Source organism: Synechococcus sp. RS9909, from assembly GCF_014279595.1.
Taxonomy (GTDB): Bacteria; Cyanobacteriota; Cyanobacteriia; order PCC-6307; family Cyanobiaceae; genus Synechococcus_C.
Map to the genome: position 1 here is coordinate 1,211,834 of NZ_CP047943.1, position 20,232 is coordinate 1,232,065.

Annotated in this window: 21 protein-coding genes; 7 read left to right on the forward strand and 14 right to left on the reverse strand. The window is 64.6% G+C overall.

From position 1 onward, the window contains the following. Positions 1-44: 44 nt before the first annotated feature. Positions 45-662 (reverse strand): DUF938 domain-containing protein, encoded by a 618-nt coding sequence (locus SynRS9909_RS06005; RefSeq protein ID WP_007102691.1) that lies wholly within the window; start codon positions 660-662, stop codon positions 45-47. Positions 663-856: 194 nt separating this feature from the next. Between SynRS9909_RS06005 and SynRS9909_RS06010 the strand changes: the two genes are divergently transcribed. From SynRS9909_RS06010 to SynRS9909_RS06020, 3 genes are all read left to right on the forward strand, one after another. Next, positions 857-3,028: a glutamine synthetase III gene (locus tag SynRS9909_RS06010; protein WP_007102689.1), complete on the forward strand. Its 2,172-nt coding sequence runs from the start codon at positions 857-859 to the stop codon at positions 3,026-3,028. Between the two features lie 79 nt (positions 3,029-3,107). Continuing rightward, positions 3,108-3,578 carry a thermonuclease family protein gene (locus SynRS9909_RS06015; protein WP_007102688.1) on the forward strand — a complete coding sequence of 157 codons (471 nt, stop codon included), beginning with the start codon at positions 3,108-3,110 and terminating at the stop codon, positions 3,576-3,578. Positions 3,579-3,661: 83 nt separating this feature from the next. Further along, positions 3,662-3,898 carry a hypothetical protein gene (locus SynRS9909_RS06020; RefSeq protein WP_007102687.1) on the forward strand — a complete coding sequence of 79 codons (237 nt, stop codon included), beginning with the start codon at positions 3,662-3,664 and terminating at the stop codon, positions 3,896-3,898. Positions 3,899-3,994: 96 nt separating this feature from the next. Here the strand turns inward: SynRS9909_RS06020 and ppk2 are convergent, their stop codons facing one another. The 3 genes from ppk2 to SynRS9909_RS06035 all read right to left on the reverse strand — a co-directional run bounded on the left by ppk2 (position 3,995) and on the right by SynRS9909_RS06035 (position 7,023). Beyond that, on the reverse strand, positions 3,995-4,924 hold the full coding sequence (gene ppk2, locus SynRS9909_RS06025) for a polyphosphate kinase 2 (RefSeq protein WP_186593824.1): 930 nt from the start codon (positions 4,922-4,924) through the stop codon (positions 3,995-3,997). A 69-nt stretch (positions 4,925-4,993) separates the two neighbouring features. Beyond that, positions 4,994-6,301, reverse strand: a complete 1,308-nt coding sequence (locus tag SynRS9909_RS06030; RefSeq protein WP_007102684.1) for an ATP-binding protein — start codon at positions 6,299-6,301, stop codon at positions 4,994-4,996. Continuing rightward, on the reverse strand, positions 6,298-7,023 hold the full coding sequence (locus tag SynRS9909_RS06035) for a response regulator (RefSeq protein ID WP_186593825.1): 726 nt from the start codon (positions 7,021-7,023) through the stop codon (positions 6,298-6,300). Before SynRS9909_RS06035 ends, SynRS9909_RS06030 begins: the two co-directional genes overlap by 4 nt. Before the next feature lie 141 nt (positions 7,024-7,164). Between SynRS9909_RS06035 and SynRS9909_RS06040 the strand changes: the two genes are divergently transcribed. Next, on the forward strand, positions 7,165-7,614 hold the full coding sequence (locus tag SynRS9909_RS06040) for an EF-hand domain-containing protein (protein ID WP_186593826.1): 450 nt from the start codon (positions 7,165-7,167) through the stop codon (positions 7,612-7,614). Between the two features lie 10 nt (positions 7,615-7,624). Here SynRS9909_RS06040 and SynRS9909_RS06045 read toward each other — a convergent pair whose 3' ends face one another. From SynRS9909_RS06045 to SynRS9909_RS06060, 4 genes are read right to left on the reverse strand one after another with little or no spacing between them, the layout of a single operon-like run. Then, the gene (locus SynRS9909_RS06045; RefSeq protein ID WP_007102680.1) at positions 7,625-8,011 is read right to left on the reverse strand and encodes a hypothetical protein; all 387 of its coding nucleotides are present in this window, start codon (positions 8,009-8,011) and stop codon (positions 7,625-7,627) included. Beyond that, positions 8,008-8,253: a hypothetical protein gene (locus SynRS9909_RS06050; protein WP_007102679.1), complete on the reverse strand. Its 246-nt coding sequence runs from the start codon at positions 8,251-8,253 to the stop codon at positions 8,008-8,010. Before SynRS9909_RS06050 ends, SynRS9909_RS06045 begins: the two co-directional genes overlap by 4 nt. Positions 8,254-8,286: 33 nt before the next feature. After that, positions 8,287-8,895 carry a DUF4335 domain-containing protein gene (locus SynRS9909_RS06055; RefSeq protein WP_007102678.1) on the reverse strand — a complete coding sequence of 203 codons (609 nt, stop codon included), beginning with the start codon at positions 8,893-8,895 and terminating at the stop codon, positions 8,287-8,289. Between the two features lie 4 nt (positions 8,896-8,899). Beyond that, positions 8,900-9,424: a DUF3038 domain-containing protein gene (locus SynRS9909_RS06060; protein WP_007102677.1), complete on the reverse strand. Its 525-nt coding sequence runs from the start codon at positions 9,422-9,424 to the stop codon at positions 8,900-8,902. A gap of 10 nt (positions 9,425-9,434) precedes the next feature. Between SynRS9909_RS06060 and SynRS9909_RS06065 the strand changes: the two genes are divergently transcribed. Continuing rightward, positions 9,435-9,986, forward strand: a complete 552-nt coding sequence (locus SynRS9909_RS06065) for an adenine phosphoribosyltransferase (protein WP_370587897.1) — start codon at positions 9,435-9,437, stop codon at positions 9,984-9,986. Here the strand turns inward: SynRS9909_RS06065 and SynRS9909_RS06070 are convergent. The 5 genes from SynRS9909_RS06070 to dapB are packed head-to-tail and all read right to left on the reverse strand — an operon-like array spanning position 9,977 to position 13,335. Further along, positions 9,977-10,195 (reverse strand): DUF2949 domain-containing protein, encoded by a 219-nt coding sequence (locus SynRS9909_RS06070; RefSeq protein WP_007102675.1) that lies wholly within the window; start codon positions 10,193-10,195, stop codon positions 9,977-9,979. The genes SynRS9909_RS06065 and SynRS9909_RS06070 overlap by 10 nt on opposite strands. A 60-nt stretch (positions 10,196-10,255) precedes the next feature. After that, entirely contained in the window at positions 10,256-11,491 is a 1,236-nt protein-coding gene (locus SynRS9909_RS06075) for an FAD-dependent monooxygenase (RefSeq protein ID WP_083774498.1), read from the reverse strand. 9 nt (positions 11,492-11,500) lie between these two features. Continuing rightward, on the reverse strand, positions 11,501-11,755 hold the full coding sequence (locus tag SynRS9909_RS06080) for a hypothetical protein (protein WP_007102673.1): 255 nt from the start codon (positions 11,753-11,755) through the stop codon (positions 11,501-11,503). A gap of 36 nt (positions 11,756-11,791) precedes the next feature. Continuing rightward, positions 11,792-12,454 (reverse strand): hypothetical protein, encoded by a 663-nt coding sequence (locus SynRS9909_RS06085; RefSeq protein WP_007102672.1) that lies wholly within the window; start codon positions 12,452-12,454, stop codon positions 11,792-11,794. A gap of 29 nt (positions 12,455-12,483) precedes the next feature. Beyond that, entirely contained in the window at positions 12,484-13,335 is an 852-nt protein-coding gene (gene dapB / locus SynRS9909_RS06090) for a 4-hydroxy-tetrahydrodipicolinate reductase (protein WP_007102671.1), read from the reverse strand. A 120-nt stretch (positions 13,336-13,455) separates the two neighbouring features. On the opposite strand from dapB, the gene SynRS9909_RS06095 reads away from it, so the two are divergent. Together SynRS9909_RS06095 and SynRS9909_RS06100 are read left to right on the forward strand one after the other, a co-directional pair. Next, entirely contained in the window at positions 13,456-17,469 is a 4,014-nt protein-coding gene (locus tag SynRS9909_RS06095) for a magnesium chelatase subunit H (protein ID WP_007102670.1), read from the forward strand. Further along, on the forward strand, positions 17,466-19,397 hold the full coding sequence (locus SynRS9909_RS06100; RefSeq protein ID WP_007102669.1) for a CHASE domain-containing protein: 1,932 nt from the start codon (positions 17,466-17,468) through the stop codon (positions 19,395-19,397). The genes SynRS9909_RS06095 and SynRS9909_RS06100 overlap by 4 nt, the downstream gene beginning before the upstream one ends. 3 nt (positions 19,398-19,400) lie before the next feature. Here SynRS9909_RS06100 and folP read toward each other — a convergent pair whose 3' ends face one another. Continuing rightward, positions 19,401-20,231, reverse strand: a complete 831-nt coding sequence (folP, locus tag SynRS9909_RS06105) for a dihydropteroate synthase (RefSeq protein ID WP_007102668.1) — start codon at positions 20,229-20,231, stop codon at positions 19,401-19,403. Position 20,232 lies beyond the last annotated feature (1 nt).

Consider the following 20,232-nt stretch of genomic DNA (forward strand, 5'->3'; position numbering starts at 1 on the left):
GGAGTCACTCCGGGGCAACTGCGGGGTTGCTGTGAGGCTCGCCTTCAGCGGCGGAACAGCAGGCAGAGGTTGTTGGCGGGCATCGTTTGGAGCTGCTCCAGCGTCAGCCCCGAGTTGCTGGCGAGTTGCTCGACGGCCTCCAGCTCGCGCACGCCCCAGCGGGGATTGCGGGCCCGCAGGGATTGATCAAACGCGGCATTGCTGTCACTGGTGTGTTGCCCGCCGCGACGGAAGGGGCCATAGAGGATCAGGGCGCCGCCGGCGCTGAGCCGAGCAGCCGCTTCCTCAATCAGGGCCTGGCAGCAGCTCCAGGGGGCGATGTGGATCAGATTGATCGCCACCACGGCATCCAGGTGCTGCTCCAGCCGTTGGGGAAGCGGCCAGGGGCGGGATTCCACATCGAGTGCCAGCGGTGCTGGCAGGTCTGGCATGCCCGGTGGATGGCGAATCCAGGCGCTGATGCTGCGTCGATGGGCCGGATCTGGATCGCTCGTCTGCCAGTGGATGCCTGGGAGCTGCCGCTTGAACCAGAGGGCGTGCTCGCCGCTGCCACTGGCCACTTCCAGCACCACGGCGCCATCGGGGAGCCAGGCTTTTAGTAAGGCGGCGATCGGCTCCCGATTGCGTTCGGTGGCCGGAAAGAACAGGCGGGCATCCTCCATGGTGCTTTTCACTGTGGTTGCAGCCCTTGACCGGGCGTTGGCAATGGATGAAGAGGGAACCCTGCCAGGCCTGGAGCACCAACAGGCCTGGTGCATCAAGTCGTTCCGACTTGAGCTTGAACGTTAACTCCAGTCAGCGCCCACGTAGCTTGAGTTTCTGATCCCCGGCCCGCCTCAGCGGCTTCGCCTGCACCATGCCCCATCCCGCCCGTCTTGCCGCTTTGCAGGCCATCCAGCAGCGACAGCCGCTGGCTTGTGAGGCCACACCACCGCTGGCGAAGATCTGGGCCAGTGATGTGTTCACCCTGGGGCGGATGAAGAATGCCTTGCCCAAAGAGGCCTACAAGGCGGTCCGCAAGGTGATTCGCGATGGCGGCAAGCTCGACCTCGAGGTGGCCGATGTGGTGGCTCAGGCGATGAAGGATTGGGCCGTGGCCCAGGGCGCCCATTACTACGCCCATGTGTTCTATCCGCTCACCAATTCCACCGCGGAGAAGCACGACGGCTTCATCAGCCCCCAGGGTGATGGCGATGCCATCCATGAATTCTCCGGCAAGTTGCTGGTGCAGGGCGAACCGGATGGATCCTCGTTCCCCAACGGTGGCATTCGCTCCACCTTTGAAGCCCGCGGCTACACCGCCTGGGACATCACCAGCCCGGCCTATCTGATGCGCACTCCGAACGGGGTGACCCTGTGTATTCCCACCGTGTTCGTGAGCTGGACCGGTGAAGCGCTCGACAAGAAGACGCCCCTGCTGCGCTCCAACGCCGCGATGAACCGGCAGGCCCAGCGGCTGCTCCGCATTCTGGGCAACCAGGAGGTGGCTCCGGTGAACAGCTCCTGTGGCGCTGAACAGGAGTATTTCCTTGTGGATACCCAGTTCGCGACGCTGCGGCCCGATCTTCTCCTCGCCGGGCGCACCCTTTTCGGGGCGCCTTCACCGAAGGGGCAGCAATTTGATGATCACTATTTCGGAGCGATTCCGGAGCGGGTGCAGGTGTTCATGCAAGACGTGGAGCAGCAGCTCTACCGCCTCGGCATTCCGGCCAAGACCCGCCACAACGAAGTGGCGCCGGGGCAGTTCGAGATCGCTCCCGTGCATGAAGCGGCGAATGTGGCCACCGACCACCAGCAGCTGATCATGACCGTGCTCAAAGGCACGGCCAAACGCCATGGTTTCACCTGCCTGCTGCATGAGAAACCCTTTGCCGGCATCAATGGCTCCGGCAAGCATGTGAACTGGTCGGTGGGCAACAGCACCCAGGGCAATCTGCTCGATCCGGGGCATACCCCACACGACAATCTGCAGTTCCTGCTCTTCTGCGCCGCGGTGATCCGCGGCGTGCATCGTCACGGTCCCCTGCTGCGCGCTGTGGTGGCCACCGCCGGCAATGATCACCGCCTCGGGGCGAACGAAGCGCCACCGGCGATCATCTCCGTGTATCTCGGTCAGCAACTGGAGCAGGTGTTCCAGCAGATTCAGCGTGGCGAAGTCACCGGCAGCGCCAGTGGCGGTGTGATGCGCTTGGGGGTCGACACCCTGCCCGAATTCCCCAAAGACGCCGGAGACCGCAACCGCACCTCGCCCTTTGCCTTCACCGGCAACCGTTTCGAGTTCCGCGCCGTCGGCTCCGGCCAGTCGGTCGCCGGCCCGTTGGTGGCGATGAACACGGTGCTCGCCGATTCCCTTGAGTGGATCAGCGATCGCCTGGAGGCGGAGATGGCTTCAGGTCAGACGCTGGAACAGGCTGCTGGCGCCGTGCTCAAGCAGGTGATGGACCTGCATGGTGCGGCTGTGTTCGGGGGCGATGGTTACGCCGACGCCTGGCACCGGGAAGCGACGGAGCAACGCGGATTGGAGAACCTCCGCAACACGGCGGAGGCCTTGCCCGTGCTCCGTCGCGATGACGTGCGCGATCTCTTCCAGCGCCAGGCGGTGATCAGCCCGGTGGAACTGGAGAGTCGTTATGAGGTGTATGGCGAGCAGTATGTGTTGGCCATCGAGGTGGAGGCCCGCGTGGCCCTTGCGATGGTGCGCACCCAGATCAGCCCCGCCGTGGACAAGCAGATCAGCAGCCTGGCGCGCAGCCTTCAGCAGCAGCACGCCCTTGGCCTCCAGCCCGATCAGCGCCGTCTGCACCAGCTCAGTGACCTGCAGCGACAGATGGACGACCACAGCCTGGCCCTGGAGGGCGAGCTGGATCCACTGCACCACGGCGACACCGCCGCCTCGATGCACCACTGCGCCCAGGTGATCCTGCCCCGCCTCGCCCAGCTCCGGGAGGCGGTGGATGGCCTGGAAGCCAGGGTTGATGACGATCGCTGGCCGCTGCCCTCCTATCGCGAGATGCTGTTCGTGCGTTGAGCGCGTTGCTGTGAGGCAAGCCAGGCAAGCGATCGTGGTGACGTTCGGGCTTTCGGTGTGCGCCGTCAGCCCTGCAGCGTTGGCTCAGTCGCAGGCCGCCGCCCGCCTGCAACCCGTTCAGGTTCTGGCGGTGAACAACGGCCAGGAGCTGTTGGTGGAGATTGATGGCCAGGGCCGCACCCTGCGCCTCAGCTGTTTGCAGGCCCCCAGGCCCCAGCAGCAACCCTGGGCCGAGCAGGCGAAAGATGTTCTTGCCCGGGAGGCCCCGGTGGGCAGCCGTTGGCAATTCCAGCTGCGAGCGCGCGATGTGTATGGGCGCCTGGTGGGCACGCTGCAGCGCAACGGAAAGGATCTGGCCTCAACCTTGCTGCGCCAAGGGCGCGTGTTTGCCTACGACGGTTTTCTGGGCCGCTGCGACGACCTCCCCTACGCCCGCTGGCAGCAGGAGGCGGCGGCACAACGGCTCGGGGTGTGGAGCGTGCCGGGAGGGATCACGCGGCCCTGGGACCAACGGGAGCAGACCGCTGCAGCCGAGCGCCTGGCGCCATGATCCAAGCGTTACCGCCAACGGTGTGCAATCGCACAGCATCGGCCCTCGCTGGCTGAGTGAATGGAGGTACCGACTGATCCGCCATGCCCTACGAACCCGGCAGCACCGATTGCCGTCTTTTGATTGATGCCAAGCAACATCTCGAGGAGGCGATCCGCACCCTCAGCGGTCTGCCCCACACCGACCACATCCAGCGTCAGTTGAAGGCGGTGTACAGACAGCTGGAGGGGATGCATGATCTCAAGCGTGCCGGTGGCGCCGGCATCTCCCTTCGCAACGCTGACTGGTGTTCCGCAACGACCAACGCCCTGCCTGGCTGAACTGGCTGTTCCTGGCGATCTTCCTCTGGAGCTCCTGGCAGCTGGCCGGTTTCTGGTTTGCCCAGCTGCATGGCTGATCGGCACGAAAAAGCTGGATTATGCGTAGGGGTATGCATTCGGCACGAAGAACTGTTCATTGATCGGCGGCCGCACGTAGTCCCCCTGCTCCGGGCGGGGGGGCAGCTCGATCGCCGGCGGTGTCATGTCGTCCCAGGGCACCTTGCTGAGCACATGGCGCAGACAGTTGAGCCGGGCCCGCCGCTTGTCATCGGCCTCCACGGTGAACCAGGGGGCTTCCGGGATGTTGGTGTGGGCGAACATTGCGTCTTTCGCTCGTGAGAATTCCACCCAGCGATTGCGCGCTTCCAGATCCATCGGGCTCAGCTTCCAGCGCCGGGTCGGGTCATCGATCCGCGACTGAAATCGTGCTTCCTGCTCCTTGTCGCTCACGGAGAACCAGTACTTGAGCAGCAGAATGCCGCTGCGCACGATCATCCGCTCGAACTGAGGGCACGCCTCCATGAACTGATCGACCTGGTCGTCGCTGCAGAAGCCCATCACCCGCTCCACACCGGCGCGGTTGTACCAGCTGCGGTCGAATACCACGATTTCGCCGGCGCTGGGGAAATGCTCCACATAGCGCTGGAAATACCACTGGGTTTTCTGTTGATCCGAGGGGGTGCCCAGGGCCACCACCCGACAACCCCTGGGGTTCATCGGCTCGGTCAACCGTTTGATCGTGCCGCCCTTGCCCGCTGCGTCGCGCCCCTCGAAGAGCACGATCATTCGATACCCCGTCGCCTTGATCCAGTACTGCATCTTGACCAGATCGGTCTGGAGACGCACCAGCTCCGACTCGTAGAGCTTCTTGTTGAGCCGATCACCGTTGTGGTTGCGACCTTCCAGCAGGTCATCGAGCAGCTCGGATGGATGGTCGATGTCGCCTTCGCTGCCATCGAGGACCTCGAGCACGGTGTCGGGCAGCTTGCCCTTCACCTTGTTGTGCTTGTGTTTGTCTTTGGCCATCGTGCGCGAGGCTGCCCTCCCCATTGGTGCCGCGATCCGTTGCCAGGACGCCGCAGAGCAAAGCTTTTCTCAACCATTGCCCGGGCAGGGCAGCGCAAGGGCGATGCCGAACCGCCCTGGAGCCGTTGGCGGCTCGCCATGCAGCTGGTGCAGTGAGCCGCCGTGGAGCTGGGCCACATGGGCAACGATCGCCAGGCCCAAGCCGCAGTGTCCCTGCTGGCCTCGGGCTTCATCGAGCCGCTGAAACGGTTGCAGTGCCCGCTCCCATTGATGGGAGGCCATGCCGGCGCCCTGGTCCCACACCTCAACGGTGCAGTGCTGCGGTTGCCGTCGCAGGCGCAACACCACCGGTGGCTCGCCGTAGGTGAAGGCATTGTCGATCAGGTTGGCCACGGCGCGACTGAGGGCGACCGGTCGCACCACGATCTGCACCGGCTCGAGATCCAGACGCAGCAACTCCGAGGAATGGCTGCTCGACACCTCCGCCAGCAGCTGATCGAGGGGGAGATCCACCGGTTCCTCCGCATCGTTGCCACCGGCAAAGAGCAGAAACTGCCCGGTGATCCGTTCCAGGGCCTGCAGATCGTTGGCGCAGCGCTCACGCTCATCGGCATTGAGCTCGGGCAGGGAGAGCCGAAATTGCAGGCGGGTGATCGGTGCCCGCAAATCATGGGCAATCCCCGCCAGCATCGTCGCCCTTTCCTGGCGATTCGCTGCCAGTCGCCGCACCATCGCATTGAACCGATGGGTGAGCCGTTGCACCTCCGGTGCGCCGCGGGCCGGCACCGCCGCCGGGTCTTCCCCATCGCCCACTCGGCGCAGGGCCTTTTCCAGGCCCCTCAGCGGTCGCTCCACCTCCAGCAGCAGAAACAGCCCCCCCGAGATCACCGCGGCCCCCACCAACGACAGCCCCAGCAGGGTGGGCTCGGGGGGCCAGGCCATCGCTGAGCGCAGTTGCAACCGCAACCACACCGGCTCCAACGGGGAGATCAGCTCGATCCACACCACCCGGCCCCGGGCGCTGGCCTGCACCATCGGGCAGTGGGCCAGCCGCTGACAGAGTTGTTGTTGCAGGGCTTCCGCCTGGCGCTGCAACGCCAGCGCGGGCGCTGGCGTTGCGGGTGGTCGTGGACGCACCGCCAGATCGAGGCCGGTGAGTTCACTGACCAGATCAGGCGGGTAGCGCTCCAGTGCCAGTTCGGTGAGACGCACGTTCAAGGCCAGCTCGCGCGCCAGCTGCACCGTTTGCAGCGTTTCGATCTGCCGGCCGAACAGGCCCTGCAGCACGAGCAGGCAGAGGCCCCAGCTCGCCAGCGCCAGCCCGCCCCAGCCCAGGCCCCTGGCCAGGCGAGGGCCCCAGCTGGCTCGACGTTTCATCGCGACCGGGGCGTGCCGTCGGGAACGAACACATAGCCGTAGCCCCACACCGTCTGGATGTAGCGGGGGCGGCTGGGATCGGGCTCCACCAGCTTGCGCACCCGCGACACCTGCACATCCATGCTGCGGGTGTCGGTGTCGCAGCCCGGTCCGCGGGCCAGCTCGATCAGGCGATCGCGGGAGAGGGGGCGATGGGGATGTTGCACAAAGGCGGCCAGGAGGCTGAACTCACCGCTGGTGATCACCGTGGCCTGGCCGTCCTTGCACAGGGTGCGCGCGGCGAGATCGAGTTCGTTGTCGCCGAACTGGATCGATCCACCCTCCGCCAGGGGAGTGCCGGCGGGCATGGCGGTGCGGCGGCGCAACACCGCTTCGATGCGGGCGGAGAGCTCCCGGGGCAGGAACGGCTTGGCCAGGTAGTCGTCAGCCCCCTGCTCAAGGCCGATAATCCGATCGATCCCATCGCCTTTGGCGGTGAGCATCACCACTGGCAGGTCGTCGTCGGCATCCCGCAGCCGGCGCAGCGCCGTGAGGCCGTCATCGCCGGGCATCATCAGATCGAGCACCACCAGGTCGGGGCGCTGGAAGTCGAGGCGAGCTTCGAATTGCTTCACATCGCTGAGGCAACGCACCTCGTAGCCCTGATCGATCAGGTAAGTGCCCACCATCTGGCGCAGCTCAGGATCATCATCCACCACCCAGATCATCGTGGTGCGTGTCATCGCCGCGGCCGCCATCACTCGGCCTTGATCGTATGGAGACCGGCCCCACCTGTCCGCAGGAATCGGACCCTGTCACAGCTCGCGGGCTCTCGGTTGCGGATCAGACATGACCGGGCTGGCGGTCGTCCATAGGGTGGCGTCATGACGCGTGTTTCCGCCACCTTCCTGGCTGTCGGTCTGGCGCTGTGCCCCACCGCCGCTTCGGCCGCACCCGATGGCGTTCGCGCCTATGGCCGCCGGATGGAGGCTCTGTTCGTGCGCATGGATGCCAATCGTGATGGCCGGCTGGACTTGCATGAAGTGCGCGGCCATCCCTATCTGGAGCGCCGGCTGCTGCGCCGGGATTCGCCCGGTTTTCTGCGTATGGAGCATCTGCGCGGTCCGGCAAGTGCGCCCAGCGGTCAACGGCTGCAACGCCGCTTCCGTCAGGCCGATCGCAATGGCGATGGCCGGCTCGATCGTCAGGAGGTGCGCCGGCTGCCCTGGTTGGCGCGTCACTTCCAGAGCCTTGATCTCAATCAAGACGGCGTCCTCACCCTGGAAGAGCTCTGGATGTTGCAGCGCGCCCTTGCCCCTCGCCCCCAACCGTGATTCGCTGCGGCTAGCGCTGCAGTCCGCTGCGCTTCGTCGTTGGCTTCAGGGCCTGACTGAAGGCCCGGAGAATGCGCACACTGCCGCTCACCAGGGCGATCAGGCTCACAAGGAGCAGCGCGGCGAGCAGCAGCACGGCTCCGATCCCGAGCAGGGCCTCGAGCAACTGGCTGAGGCCACGGATCAGATCGGCAATCGCTTCACTCACCACCACCAGGGCATCGATGCGCTGAGGCAACCAGCTCAGGAACGCGAGCAGGCCCACTCCGAGCGCCAGCAGCAGCAGACCCTCCAGACCCTGACGCCAGGGGGCACGCTGCCGTGGCCGAGACCCCTTGGCGAACACCTTGCGTTGGCCACTGAGGGTTTGGATCGGTCTAGGACGACGCTGCTTCATACCACCAAAGGGTGCCCGGCGCCGCGCATCCAGCGTTCAAATTCCAGCACCACCAGTTCGTTGGGGCAATCGATCAAGGTCAGATCACCGACCGTGCAGTCGCCGTAGCCGCTGTGATGCAGGGTGAGGTGATAGCCGGAGCCGCTGAGTCCGCACACTTCAGGGTCACTGCGCACCACCACATCCAGTGCCGCACCGATGCGCGCCACCCGTCGCCTCAGATCTGACCAGCTGGATGCCATGGCAGGGTCCGGCGACGACCCCAATTCTCTTCCTCAGGGTGCGTTCGTCAACGCTTCCTTAACCGCCTGCTCGGCTGCGGGCGGTGCGCTGGGGGGCTGCACCGGCACCATCACCGCCACCACGGCCACGAGCGCCAGCGCCGAAGCGCCCAACAGGGGGGCGCCGAAGCGTCGACCTGCGGGAATCGATTCGCTGAGGTCGCGGCGGGCCAGGGGTTGGAGGCTGGGGCTGGGCCAGGCCACCTGCACATTGGGATCGAGCCGCAGCGCATCAAGGCAGCGCATCAGGTCGGCCAGTTCAGCATCATCGAGCTGGATCGTGAGCGGTTCCACCCCAGGTTGGCTGCTGCGCAGTTGCAGTTGATGCCCCGTGGCGTTGGGGCCGATGCTCACCGGATCCTGCTCGGCACCGAAGCGGCGGGCGACGCCGGAGAGCAGGTGCCGGCTGTAGGCGGTCACCACCTGGAGCAGGGCTTCGAGATGCTCCCGTTTGCCCTCCAGTTCCGGTGCTCCCACCAGTTGGAGGCGCCAGGTGGAGAGGATGCCGATCACACCGCTGCCCTGATCGGAGGAGAAATCGGGCAGACCCTCCACCACCAGGCGCACTGCCGACTGGTCATAGCGATAGGTGAGTTTGAGCATGACGTCAGGGAGTCGGATCGAGAAGGCTGGCGCGCAGACGATCAACACCGCCACTGCCGGCGGCGAGGGCCAGGGTGAGCACCAGTTGTTTCTGCAGCGGTCGGGACTGCTCCGGATCCAGCATCCGCTGCACGGCGCCGCGGCGCGGGTTCATGCGTTCGGCCACCAGATCACGCAGGCGCTGATCGAGCAGATCCCAGCGCTGTTGGCTGAGTGCCTCCGGCTCGCGGCTTGACAGCAGTTGATGCAACAGGGGGTAGAGCCGATCGGCCATGGCGCAGAGCAGCCGGATCAGCGCTTCGGTTTCAGCACCACTCACCACACCGCGGCGCGTCGATCGACGCAGGGGGTTGTGGCAGCGGCGCTTCCACAGTTCCACCCGGTTGGGAAACAACTCCGAGAACCCCAGCTGCTGGGTGGCCCAGAGCATGGCTTCACCGCCATTGAGGTCGAGGGCTTCAACGGTGAGCAGCAACAGATCAAGACGTTCAAATCCCCGTCTGCTCAGCTCGGCGGTGGCGTTCGTCATGGCTGCGATGATGACAGGGCTCTGGCCTTTACGTCACCTCTCCTTGGATCTTCGCCAGCTCATCCGGGACATTCCCGATTTTCCTAAACCTGGAATTCTGTTTCGGGACATCAGCCCCCTGCTGCGGGACCCGGCGGGATGGTCGGAGGTGATGCGGCGCCTCGGTGGTGTGTGCGACCAGTTGCAGCCGGATCTGATCGTGGGGATCGAATCCCGGGGCTTCATCGTGGGCACCGCCCTCGCCACCGATCGGAAACTGGGTTTCGTGCCGGTGCGCAAGCCGGGCAAATTGCCCGGTGAGGTGATTGCGATCGACTACTCGCTGGAATATGGCAGCGATCGCCTTGAAATGCATGCCGATGCCCTGCGGGACGGGGCACGGGTGTTGATTGTGGATGACCTGCTCGCCACCGGCGGCACAGCCAGCGCCACCGCCAGCCTCGTGCAACAGGCCGGCGGTCAGTTGGTGGGCTGCGGCTTTGTTGTGGAGCTGGCTGGTCTGGATGGACGCCGTCGCCTGCCCGATCAGACCCCGGTGGAATCCCTGATCATCTACAGCTGACCCAGGCGCCGCTGCCACTCCAGGACCTCCTGGTATTGCAGGAGGTTGAGCAGGCCGAAACTCCAGAGCACGATCGGCAGGGGTGCTTGCTCCAGCTCCGCCTGGCGCAGGCCCAACTCCAGAGCGTTATCGCTCAGGCCCAGTTTCTGTTGCAGAAACGCGAGCAGCTCCGCTGGCGGTTTTGGTTGGGGCTGCGTGCTGAGCACCATGGCGGCACGGGTTGATGGCCTCAGTCTGGTGGCCGTCGCCCGAATGTCATCGCTGCAGGGTCAAAGGTGATGGGGCAAGGGCCCATCGGTCATCGCTGCTAAGGCCAATCGCCGCAGGCTTGGCGAACGTTGGAGCAGGGCGAGGGCGATGCGGCGCAGACCGAGGAGCAGGGGCTGGCGGTTTGAGAACAGACGCACCAGGGCATCGGTGGCCAGGCCCACCAGGATCAGATCCGGCAAGCGGCGTCGGCTGTAACGGCGGGCGATCCGGCCGGGGGACACGGCTGCAGACGCGTGGTGTTCCAGCAGATCGAGCAGGGTGGCCACATCACGCCAGCAGAGATTGAGCCCCTGGCCGCCGACGGGATGGCAACGGTGGCCCGCTTCCCCCACCAGCAGGCGATGCCCCTGATGCAAGCGCGGGGCCAGGCTCAGCTGGAGGGTCACAGCGCTGGGCTGATCCAGGAGGGCTTCGACCTCAAGCCCGGCCGGAAGCACGCTCGCGAGTTGATCGAGCAAGCGTGGTCCGGTTAAGGAGGCTCGCTCTTGGCATCGCGCCAACGGAGCACTCCAGACGATCTGGAAAGTGCGATCACCGAGGGGCAACACCGCCAGGGGACCTTCGGCCCGGAACAGTTCGTAGGCCAGTCGCGGCTCTGGATCGCGCAGACGCACCTTCAGGGTGAGACAGCCCTGGTTGTAGGGCAGGCTCCAGAACGGCAGCTGCCACTGCTTGCGGTGGGCTGAGCCCGGGCCGTCGCAGGCGATTTCAAGATCAGGCCTGCTGCTGGCGGCCTCTGGCGAACCCTGACTGGCCAGCCTCAGCTCCACAGCGGCTTCGCTGCGCAAGCGATCGAACAGCAACGTCATCAAGGGCTGGTGGTCGAGGATCCAGCCGATCGCAGCAATGCCACGGTTGGCACCGTTCAGATCGTCAGGGCCGAACATCACGACCCGATGCAGCTCCTGGTCCTCAAGCCGCAGGGCCTGGAATGGGATCAGATGCTCCGACAGCGGTCCCCAGAGACCGAGGCGCTCCAACAGGCGCCGCGAGGAATGGGTGAGGGCATAGGCGCGACTGCGTGCCAGGATCTGGTCCTGGCTCAGGGGATCCTGAAGGATCACCGAGCACTGGCGTCGAGCCAGCCCGAGGGCAAGAAGAGCCCCGGTGGGTCCGGCCCCGGCGATCGTCACCCGCAGGAGCGCGTCCTGGGTGCGGCTGACGTCGGTGAGGGGCTGGGTGACCAGGGGAAGGGCCAGGGGCTGCAATGAGTCTGCATCACATGCCCCTGCCATTGCGGCTGATCAGCCGAGGCCGAGCAGGCCGTGGGTGAAGGCTTCACCGCCGAGGGCGAATTCGGTGGCGAGCAGGGCGATGAAGCCGAGCATGGCCATGCGGCCGTTGAGCTTCTCGGCGCGCTCATGGAAGCCCCAGCCGCTTTCCGGAGCCACCACTTCCATGCGGGGCTCGGTGGCGAAGGCGTTGAGGCGACCGCCGTCTTCGGTGGTGACGGTGGCACCGCGGATGGTGGGAGCAGAAGAGGGAGTGGATTGGGTCATGGTTCTCGTGGCGTCTCCCTGAAGTGTAACCCGTTGTTAAGAAATTTTTCGCGCTCGTGACAAGCGGAGTTGGCAGAGCTCTTCGAATGCGGGCCGCAGCAGATAGGGATACTCCCCCACCCAGAGGCGCAGGCCCGGCAGCCAGGCATCACTGAGGGCAGCCACGCGGGAGAAATCCTTGCGGTCGCTGAGCACCAGGCAGCGCAGCCGCGCTCCAGCGCGAATGCTGGCGTATTTCTTCTGCATCGGAAAACTGAGTCGGCCCAGATAGCCGTCCTCATCCGCCAGTTCCAGCACCATCCAGGTGCGCCGTTGTTCCACCAGCTCCAGGTCGCCGTTTTGATCGGCCTGTTCGCGGCGGTTCTCCACCCGTTCGCGGGTGTAGGCCTCAGCCACCTCGCCATCGAACAGGGCGGCTGCCGGATAGCGGCGCAGGGTCGCATTGCGCTGTCCCGCCTCCAGAATCGGCCCCCAGAGGATGTAGAGCAGCAGGGCCACTCCCGCCACCAGCCACACCGAGCCCCAGCGATTGAAGGACAGGGTCTGGCTGATCAACAGGGTGATGACGCCGCCGATGGTGGAAATCAGCACCCGCTGCAGGATTTTGCGTGGGTTGCCCAGGGCAGCGGTGAACTGGTTGCTGGTGGCCACCGCAGGGATCAGCCGCTGCAGCTCACCAGGACGTAGGGGAATCAGCATGACCGGATCGCAGGTGTGGACAGCTCAGTTCAAAGCAGCCGTTCCAGGCCGTACACCAGCCCGTCGAGTTGGCGCACGCGCCGCACGCTGAGCAGCACGCCGGGCATGTAGGCGGAGCGATCGATCGTGTCGTGGCGGAGGGTGTAGGTCTCGCCGGGGGCTCCGAACATCACTTCCTGATGGGCCACCAACCCGGGCAGGCGCAGGGAATGCAGGCGCAGGCCGCTGGGACGCAGGCCACCACGACTGCCCTGCAGCGATTCGTGCTCCTCCACCTCGCTGGGATTGAAGCGTTTGCCCAGCTCCTCCATCAGTTCTGCGGTTTTGATGCAGGTGCCGCTGGGGGCATCGGCCTTGCGGTTGTGGTGCAGTTCCGTGAGCTCGGCGTGGTCGTAGAAGCGGGCCGCCGCCGCTGCGGCCTGTTGCAGCAGCACCATGCCCACCGAGAAGTTGGGGATCACCGCCCCGCCCATCGAGGCCTTCTCGGCGAATAACTGCAGCTCCTTCAGTTGCTCTGGGGAGAGGCCGGTGGTGCCGATCACCGGATGCACCCCATAAGCAATCGCTGCGCGGGTGTGGTCATAGACCACAGAGGGGTGGGTGAAATCCACCATCACGGCCCCCTGCCCCGGGCCCGCCTGACGCACCTCCTGGCTCACGGCACAGAGGCAACCCTCCAGATCGGCGGTGACTGCCACCTCCAGGCTGCCCAGACCCAGCGCTTCACCCACATCGACGCCCTCCTTGCCGCTGGTGGTGTCGACGGCACCTGCGAGCCGGCAATCGGCGGAGGCCTGCACGGTTTTCACCACCTCAGCGCCCATCCGCCCCAGGGCACCCACCACCACCACGGGAATCGGGTTGGCTGTTGCGGTTGTCATCGCGTTGGACTGGCTGGCAAGAGCCTATGGGGCCGGGCGGCTCTGTAACACCAGGGCCTCAACCCTCGCAGCAAGAACACGAACGCCCGTAGGCTTCTTCACATTGCTCAAACCACGCCGATGTTCACGCAGGTTCGCTCCTCCGACCGCCGGATTGCTCCTGCCGAGAACAACAGCCATCAAGCGGTGATGAAGGCTGTGTATGTGGTGCTTGAACCCCAATACCAGAACGCGCTCACCCAGGCCGCCCAGAGCCTCAATGCCCAGAATGGTCCCTTGGGGCTCGAACTGAGCGGCTATCTGATCGAGGAACTGCGCGACCCCGACAACTACGCCGATTTCCAGGCCGATGTGGCCCAGGCGGATGTGTTCATCGCCTCGCTGATCTTCATCGAGGATCTGGCGCAGAAGGTGGTGGAGGCGGTGGCCCCCCATCGGGATCGGCTCAAGGCCGCGGTGGTGTTCCCCTCCATGCCGGAGGTGATGCGCCTCAACAAGCTGGGGAGCTTCTCAATGGCCCAGCTCGGCCAGAGCAAGAGCGCCATTGCCGGCTTCATGAAGAAGCGGAAGGAGTCGGGTGGCGCCGGGTTCCAGGACGCCATGCTCAAGCTCCTCAACACGCTGCCCACCGTTCTCAAGTATTTGCCGGTGGAAAAGGCGCAGGATGCGCGCAGCTTCATGCTCAGTTTCCAGTACTGGCTGGGCGGCACTCCCGACAATCTGCGCAATTTCCTGCTGATGCTGGCGGATAAATACGTGTTCCCGCCGTCGGCTGGGGCGGAGCGCCCGGAGCTGGTGGTGGCCGACCCCGAAGTGTTCCCCGATCTGGGGATCTGGCATCCGCTGGCTCCCTCGATGTTTGAGGACCTCAAGGAGTACCTCAACTGGACAGCCAGCCGCAGCGACCTGAGTGAGGCGGCCCGCAAGGGACCCGTGATCGGTCTGGTGCTGCAGCGCAGCCACATCGTCACCGGGGACGATGCCCATTACGTGGCCGTGGTGCAGGAGCTGGAATTCCGCGGTGCCCGCGTGATTCCGATCTTCTGCGGCGGCCTCGATTTCTCCAAGCCGGTCAACACCTTCTTCTACGACCCGCTCAATCCGGATCAGCCCCTGGTGGACGGGGTGGTGTCGCTCACCGGTTTTGCCCTCGTGGGCGGTCCGGCTCGACAGGATCACCCCAAGGCGATTGATGCGCTCAAGCGCCTGAACCGCCCCTACATGGTGGCGTTGCCCCTGGTGTTCCAGACCACCCAGGAATGGGAAGACAGCGACCTCGGCCTGCACCCCGTGCAGGTGGCGTTGCAGATCGCGATCCCTGAGCTGGATGGTGCGATTGAACCGATTGTGCTCTCCGGCCGTGATGACGCCACCGGCAAGGCCCACACCCTCCAGGATCGGGTCGATGCGATCGCAGAGCGGGCGATCCGCTGGTCGTCGCTGCGGATCAAGCCCCGCGCTGAGAAGAAGCTGGCGATCACCGTGTTCAGCTTCCCGCCCGATAAGGGCAACGTGGGAACGGCCGCCTATCTCGACGTGTTCGGCTCCATCCATCGCGTCCTGGAGGAGATGAAGGCGAAGGGCTACGACGTGCAGAACCTGCCGCGCGATGCCAAAACCTTGATGGAGGCGGTGATCAACGATCCCGAAGCCCTGCAGGGCGCACCGGAATTATCGATTGCCCATCGCATGAGTGTGGAGGAGTACGAACGACTCACGCCGTACTCCGAGCGTCTCGAAGAGAACTGGGGCAAGCCCCCCGGCAATCTCAACAGCGACGGCCAGAACCTGCTGATCTACGGCCGCCACTTCGGCAACGTGTTCGTTGGCGTGCAACCCACCTTCGGCTACGAGGGCGATCCGATGCGCTTGCTGTATTCGCGCAGTGCCAGCCCCCATCATGGTTTTGCTGCCTACTACACCTATCTGGAGAAGATCTGGAAGGCAGATGCGGTGCTCCACTTCGGCACCCACGGCTCCCTCGAGTTCATGCCCGGCAAGCAGATGGGCATGAGTGAAACCTGCTATCCCGATTCCCTGATCGGCGCCCTGCCCAATCTTTATTACTACGCCGCCAACAACCCCTCGGAGGCGACGATCGCCAAACGTCGTGGTTATGCCTCCACGATCAGCTACCTGACGCCACCGGCGGAGAATGCCGGCCTTTATAAGGGCCTCAAGGAACTGGGTGAACTTGTTGGTTCCTACCAGCAGCTGCGGGAAGGCGGTCGCGGCGTGCAGATCGTCAACGCGATCGTGGAAACGGCGCGCCAGTGCAATCTTGACAAGGACGTTGCGCTTCCTGAAGGCGATGCCGCCAGCCTCGATCTTGAGGCCCGCGATGCGGTGGTGGGTGCGGTATATCGCCAGTTGATGGAGATTGAGAGCCGGCTGCTGCCCTGCGGTCTGCACACGATCGGCAAGCCACCCACGGCAGAGGAAGCGATCGCCACCCTGGTGAACATCGCCGCCCTGGAGCGCGAAGAGGAGGGGATCCGGTCGCTGCCGGGTTTGCTGGCGGAGGCACTCGGCCGCAAGATCGGCGACATCTACCGGGGTAACGATGACGGCGTGCTCGCCGATGTGGAGCTCAACCGCACGATCACCGAAACCTCCCGGGCTGCCGTCGGCGCGATGGTGCGCTCCCTCACCGGCCTGGATGGTCGGGTGAATCTGCGCGGCAACTTCGGCTGGTTGCTTGATTGGCTCACCAAGTTCGGCTTCAAGTTGCCGACCCCCTGGTTGCGTGCCTGTTGCAGCGCCGGTTTCACCAGTGTGGATTCAGTGGCGCTCGACAAGCTCTTCGCCTATCTGCGCTTCTGCCTTGAGCAGGTCTGTGCCGATATGGAAATGCAGAGCCTGCTGCGGGCCCTCGATGGTGAATACGTGCTGCCCGGTCCTGGTGGTGACCCGATCCGCAATCCCGGTGTGCTGCCCAGTGGCAAGAACATCCATGCCCTCGATCCCCAGGCCATTCCCACCCGGGCCGCCGTGGCGGCGGCCAAGGGCGTGGTCGACAAGCTGATCGAGCGCCAGCGCGAAGAGCAGGGTGCCTGGCCGGAAACGATCGCCTGCGTGCTCTGGGGCACCGATAACATCAAGACCTACGGCGAGTCGCTCGCCCAGATCCTCTGGTTCATCGGCGTGCGTCCGGTGCCGGATTCCCTCGGCCGGGTGAACAAGCTGGAGTTGATCAGCCTGGAGGAGCTGGGCCGACCCCGCATCGATGTGGTGGTGAATTGCAGTGGTGTGTTCCGCGATCTATTCATCAACCAGATGGCCCTGATCGATCAGGGCGTGAAGATGGCAGCAGAAGCTGATGAGCCTCTCGACCAGAATTTCGTGCGCAGGCACGCGCTGGAGCAGGCCGAGAAGGAAGGCACCAGTCTGCGCGATGCCGCCTGCCGTGTGTTCTCCAATGCCAGCGGCAGCTACAGCTCCAATGTGAACCTGGCGGTGGAGAACAGCACCTGGGAAGAGGAGGGTGAACTGCAGGAGATGTATCTCTCTCGCAAAACCTTCGCTTTCAATGCCGATAACCCCGGCGAGATGAATCAGAAGCGTGAGGTGTTCGAATCGGTGATGAAAACGGCCGATGTGACCTTCCAAAATCTTGATTCCGCTGAGATCTCGCTCACCGATGTGAGCCATTATTTCGATAGCGATCCCACTAACCTGATCAAGGGGTTGCGGGACGACGGCAAGGCTCCCACGAGTTACATCGCCGACACCACCACCGCCAACGCCCAGGTGCGCTCTCTCAGTGAGACGATTCGACTCGACTCGCGCACGAAGCTGCTCAATCCCAAGTGGTATGAGGGCATGCTCAATTCCGGCTACGAGGGTGTGCGGGAGGTGGCCAAACGTCTCAACTTCACCCTGGGTTGGAGTGCCACGTCAGGCCAGGTGGATAATTTCGTGTATGAGGAAGCCAACGAGACCTTCATCAACGATCCGGAGATGCGCAAGCGGTTGATGGAGCTCAACCCCCATAGCTTCCGTCGCATCGTTGGCACCCTGCTGGAAGTGCATGGCCGTGGTTATTGGGAAACGTCCGATGCCAACATCGAGCAACTGCAGGAGCTCTATCAGGAAGTGGAGGACCGGATCGAGGGGGTGGCCCCGGCCGCTTGAGGCTCGGATTACTGCCCTGGATTGTGCTGTCGCTCGGGTTGGGCATCACGGCACTCTGGTGTGCGGATCAGCGCGATTTCCAACGCCTCGAACATGAGCGGATCGAGCGGGACCTCAGTCAAGAGGTCAGCCAGGCAATCAGCGAACGCCTCCACACCAACATCGTGACGCTCGACTCGGTGGTGGGGTTGTTCAACGCTTCCGAGCAGGTGAGCCTGGCCGAATTCACCACTTTTTATGACACCCTGAACGGCCGAGGGTCCACGCTGAAGGGCATCCAGGGCCTCGGCTATGCCGCCGTGGTGCCGGACAGCAATATCGCCGCCTTTGAGCAACAGGTTCGCCGGGAGGGGCAACCGGATTTCACGATCAAACCTCTCCGCCCGAGGGACATCACCACGGCGATCGTGTATCTCCAACCCAACGATTGGCGCAACCAGCGGGCCGTGGGCTACGACATGTATTCCCAATCCACCCGTCGCGATGCGATGCAGCAGGCGGCCCTGACGGGGGAGCCGGTGCTCAGCGGACCGGTGCGCCTGCTGCAGGAAACCAATCTTCAACCCCAGGTAGGAGCGCTTCTGTATCAGGCGGTGTATCGCCAGCCTGAGGCGGTTTTCCCCTCCAGCGAGGACCGGTTACGGCGACTCCGGGGTTGGGCCTATTCGCCTCTGCGGATCGACGATCTGATCGAGGGGGCGCTGGCAACGGTGCAGGCGCCGGCCTTGGAGAGCGCTGCGGTGGTGATTTACGACAGCGATCGCACAATCAAGCGGAATCTTGTTTTTGACAATCGCAATCTTGCCGGCAGTGCCCGGTTGACCCATCCCACCTGGCGCAATCTCATGGTGGCCCAGCGCAACTGGCTGATCGGTGTGCAACTCGATCACCGCAGCATCGATCCGGACGGATGGAGTCAGGGGCTGTTGCTCGAGGCATTGCTGGGCATGAGTCTCAGCGCCCTGGCGGCCGTGATCAGTCAGCGCCTGCTCGCCAGTCACCTGGAGCTGCGCAAGGCGCTGGCACGGGAGCAGGAAGCTGCCAAGGAGCGGGCCCTCGCCACCACGGTGTTTGACACGTCACCCATTGGCATCGTGGTGACCGATCCCGACGGCATCATCGTGCGGGTGAACCCGGCCTTCACGCAACTGAGTGGCTATTCCGATCGGGAGGCCCGGGGGCAGAAAACCAATCTGATGCGCTCCGGTCGCCACGAGACCAGTTTTTATGCGCAGATGTGGACGGCGATCATTCAACGCTGTTACTGGAGCGGCGAAATCTGGAATCGCCACCGCAATGGTCAGATCATGCGCCATGAACTCACCATCACCGCCGTTCTTGATGCTCGCCACCAGATCGCCAACTTTGTGGGCCTGCTGAGCGATGTCAGCGATCGTTATCGCCAGCAGGAGCAGATGCAGTATCTCGCCACCCATGATCCGCTCACCGGTCTGGCGAACCGTGCCCTGCTCGCCGAAGAACTGGAACGCAGCCTTGCCCTCGCCAGGCGGGAGAACCGTGGTGTGGGGTTGTTGTTCATGGATCTGAATGCGTTCAAACCGGTGAACGATCGCTATGGCCACGCCGCCGGCGATTTGCTGCTCCAGTCCCTGGCCAGGCGCCTGAAAGACTGCCTGCGCGACAGTGACACCCTCTGCCGGCAGGGTGGGGATGAATTTGTGGTTCTGGTGCCGAACGCCCCATCGATGGAGAGTCTGCTGGTATTGGCGCGGAAACTGCACCACGCCATTCAGCAGCCGTTTGAAGCGATCACAGGCCTGTCTGAACCGGTGCGCATCTCCGTCAGCATCGGTGTGGCCCGCTGGCCCGATCACGCTGACGATGCCGACAGCCTGATCCGTGCGGCGGATGCGGCGATGTATCGCGCCAAATCGATGCACAAGCCCCGCATCCTCGTGGCGGATTGAGTCCTACCGCCACAGCGCATCGGCCATTTGCGCTACCTGTCGGATCGGGCCGACGTCATGGACGCGCACCATCGCCACCCCCACCGAGGCGCACTGCGCCACCACCGCAGCCGTTCCCCACAGGCGTGCCTTCGCCCGTGGCTCCTCCAGCACCGCACCAATGAAGCGTTTGCGCGATGGACCCACCAGCAAAGGGATGCCCGCATCCCGGAGACGGGGCAGGCCGCGGAGCAGCGCCAGGTTCTGATCGGTGGTCTTGGCAAAGCCCAGGCCCGGATCCCAGATCAGCTGTTGCGGCTGCACGCCACAGGTCAGGGCCCGTTCCGTCGCCCTTTGCAGGGCCTGATGCACTGCCTCCACCACACCAAGGCTGCCGTAGTCGGTGAGGCCATCCATCGTGCGGCTGTCGCCGCGGGAATGCATCAGCACATAGGGGCAGCCCGCTGCAGCGATCAAGGGGAGCATCGCCGGATCACGCGTACCGCCGCTCACATCATTGATCCAGTCGGCACCGGCCTCCAGGGCGGCGGCTGCGACCGGGGCGTGAAAGGTGTCCACCGACAGAATCGCGTCCGGCTGGCTGCGACGGATGGCGCCAAGCACCGGCAGGAGCCGGGCCAGTTCCTCCTCGCTGCCCACCTCGACGGCACCGGGGCGGGTGCTTTGGGCTCCCAGATCGAGCACATCGGCGCCAGAGGCCAGCATCCGCTCCGCTCTGGCGAGCGCCCGCTCCGGTCGATCAAACTGACCGCCGTCGCTGAAGGAATCGGGTGTGAGGTTGAGCACCCCCATCACCCCGGTGCGTTGGCCCCATCCCGCCGGCCAGCGCTGCATG

Bases quoted from the DNA above. Each gene is read 5' to 3' on its own strand.
- SynRS9909_RS06005 (WP_007102691.1), bottom strand. From the start codon at position 662: ATGGAGGATGCCCGCCTGTTCTTTCCGGCCACCGAACGCAATCGGGAG.
- SynRS9909_RS06010 (WP_007102689.1), top strand. From the start codon at position 857: ATGCCCCATCCCGCCCGTCTTGCCGCTTTGCAGGCCATCCAGCAGCGA.
- SynRS9909_RS06020 (WP_007102687.1), top strand. From the start codon at position 3,662: ATGCCCTACGAACCCGGCAGCACCGATTGCCGTCTTTTGATTGATGCC.
- ppk2 (WP_186593824.1), bottom strand. From the start codon at position 4,924: ATGGCCAAAGACAAACACAAGCACAACAAGGTGAAGGGCAAGCTGCCC.
- SynRS9909_RS06030 (WP_007102684.1), bottom strand. From the start codon at position 6,301: ATGAAACGTCGAGCCAGCTGGGGCCCTCGCCTGGCCAGGGGCCTGGGC.
- SynRS9909_RS06035 (WP_186593825.1), bottom strand. From the start codon at position 7,023: ATGACACGCACCACGATGATCTGGGTGGTGGATGATGATCCTGAGCTG.
- SynRS9909_RS06040 (WP_186593826.1), top strand. From the start codon at position 7,165: ATGACGCGTGTTTCCGCCACCTTCCTGGCTGTCGGTCTGGCGCTGTGC.
- SynRS9909_RS06045 (WP_007102680.1), bottom strand. From the start codon at position 8,011: ATGAAGCAGCGTCGTCCTAGACCGATCCAAACCCTCAGTGGCCAACGC.
- SynRS9909_RS06050 (WP_007102679.1), bottom strand. From the start codon at position 8,253: ATGGCATCCAGCTGGTCAGATCTGAGGCGACGGGTGGCGCGCATCGGT.
- SynRS9909_RS06055 (WP_007102678.1), bottom strand. From the start codon at position 8,895: ATGCTCAAACTCACCTATCGCTATGACCAGTCGGCAGTGCGCCTGGTG.
- SynRS9909_RS06060 (WP_007102677.1), bottom strand. From the start codon at position 9,424: ATGACGAACGCCACCGCCGAGCTGAGCAGACGGGGATTTGAACGTCTT.
- SynRS9909_RS06065 (WP_370587897.1), top strand. From the start codon at position 9,435: ATGACAGGGCTCTGGCCTTTACGTCACCTCTCCTTGGATCTTCGCCAG.
- SynRS9909_RS06070 (WP_007102675.1), bottom strand. From the start codon at position 10,195: ATGGTGCTCAGCACGCAGCCCCAACCAAAACCGCCAGCGGAGCTGCTC.
- SynRS9909_RS06075 (WP_083774498.1), bottom strand. From the start codon at position 11,491: ATGGCAGGGGCATGTGATGCAGACTCATTGCAGCCCCTGGCCCTTCCC.
- SynRS9909_RS06080 (WP_007102673.1), bottom strand. From the start codon at position 11,755: ATGACCCAATCCACTCCCTCTTCTGCTCCCACCATCCGCGGTGCCACC.
- SynRS9909_RS06085 (WP_007102672.1), bottom strand. From the start codon at position 12,454: ATGCTGATTCCCCTACGTCCTGGTGAGCTGCAGCGGCTGATCCCTGCG.
- dapB (WP_007102671.1), bottom strand. From the start codon at position 13,335: ATGACAACCGCAACAGCCAACCCGATTCCCGTGGTGGTGGTGGGTGCC.
- SynRS9909_RS06095 (WP_007102670.1), top strand. From the start codon at position 13,456: ATGTTCACGCAGGTTCGCTCCTCCGACCGCCGGATTGCTCCTGCCGAG.
- folP (WP_007102668.1), bottom strand. From the start codon at position 20,231: ATGCAGCGCTGGCCGGCGGGATGGGGCCAACGCACCGGGGTGATGGGG.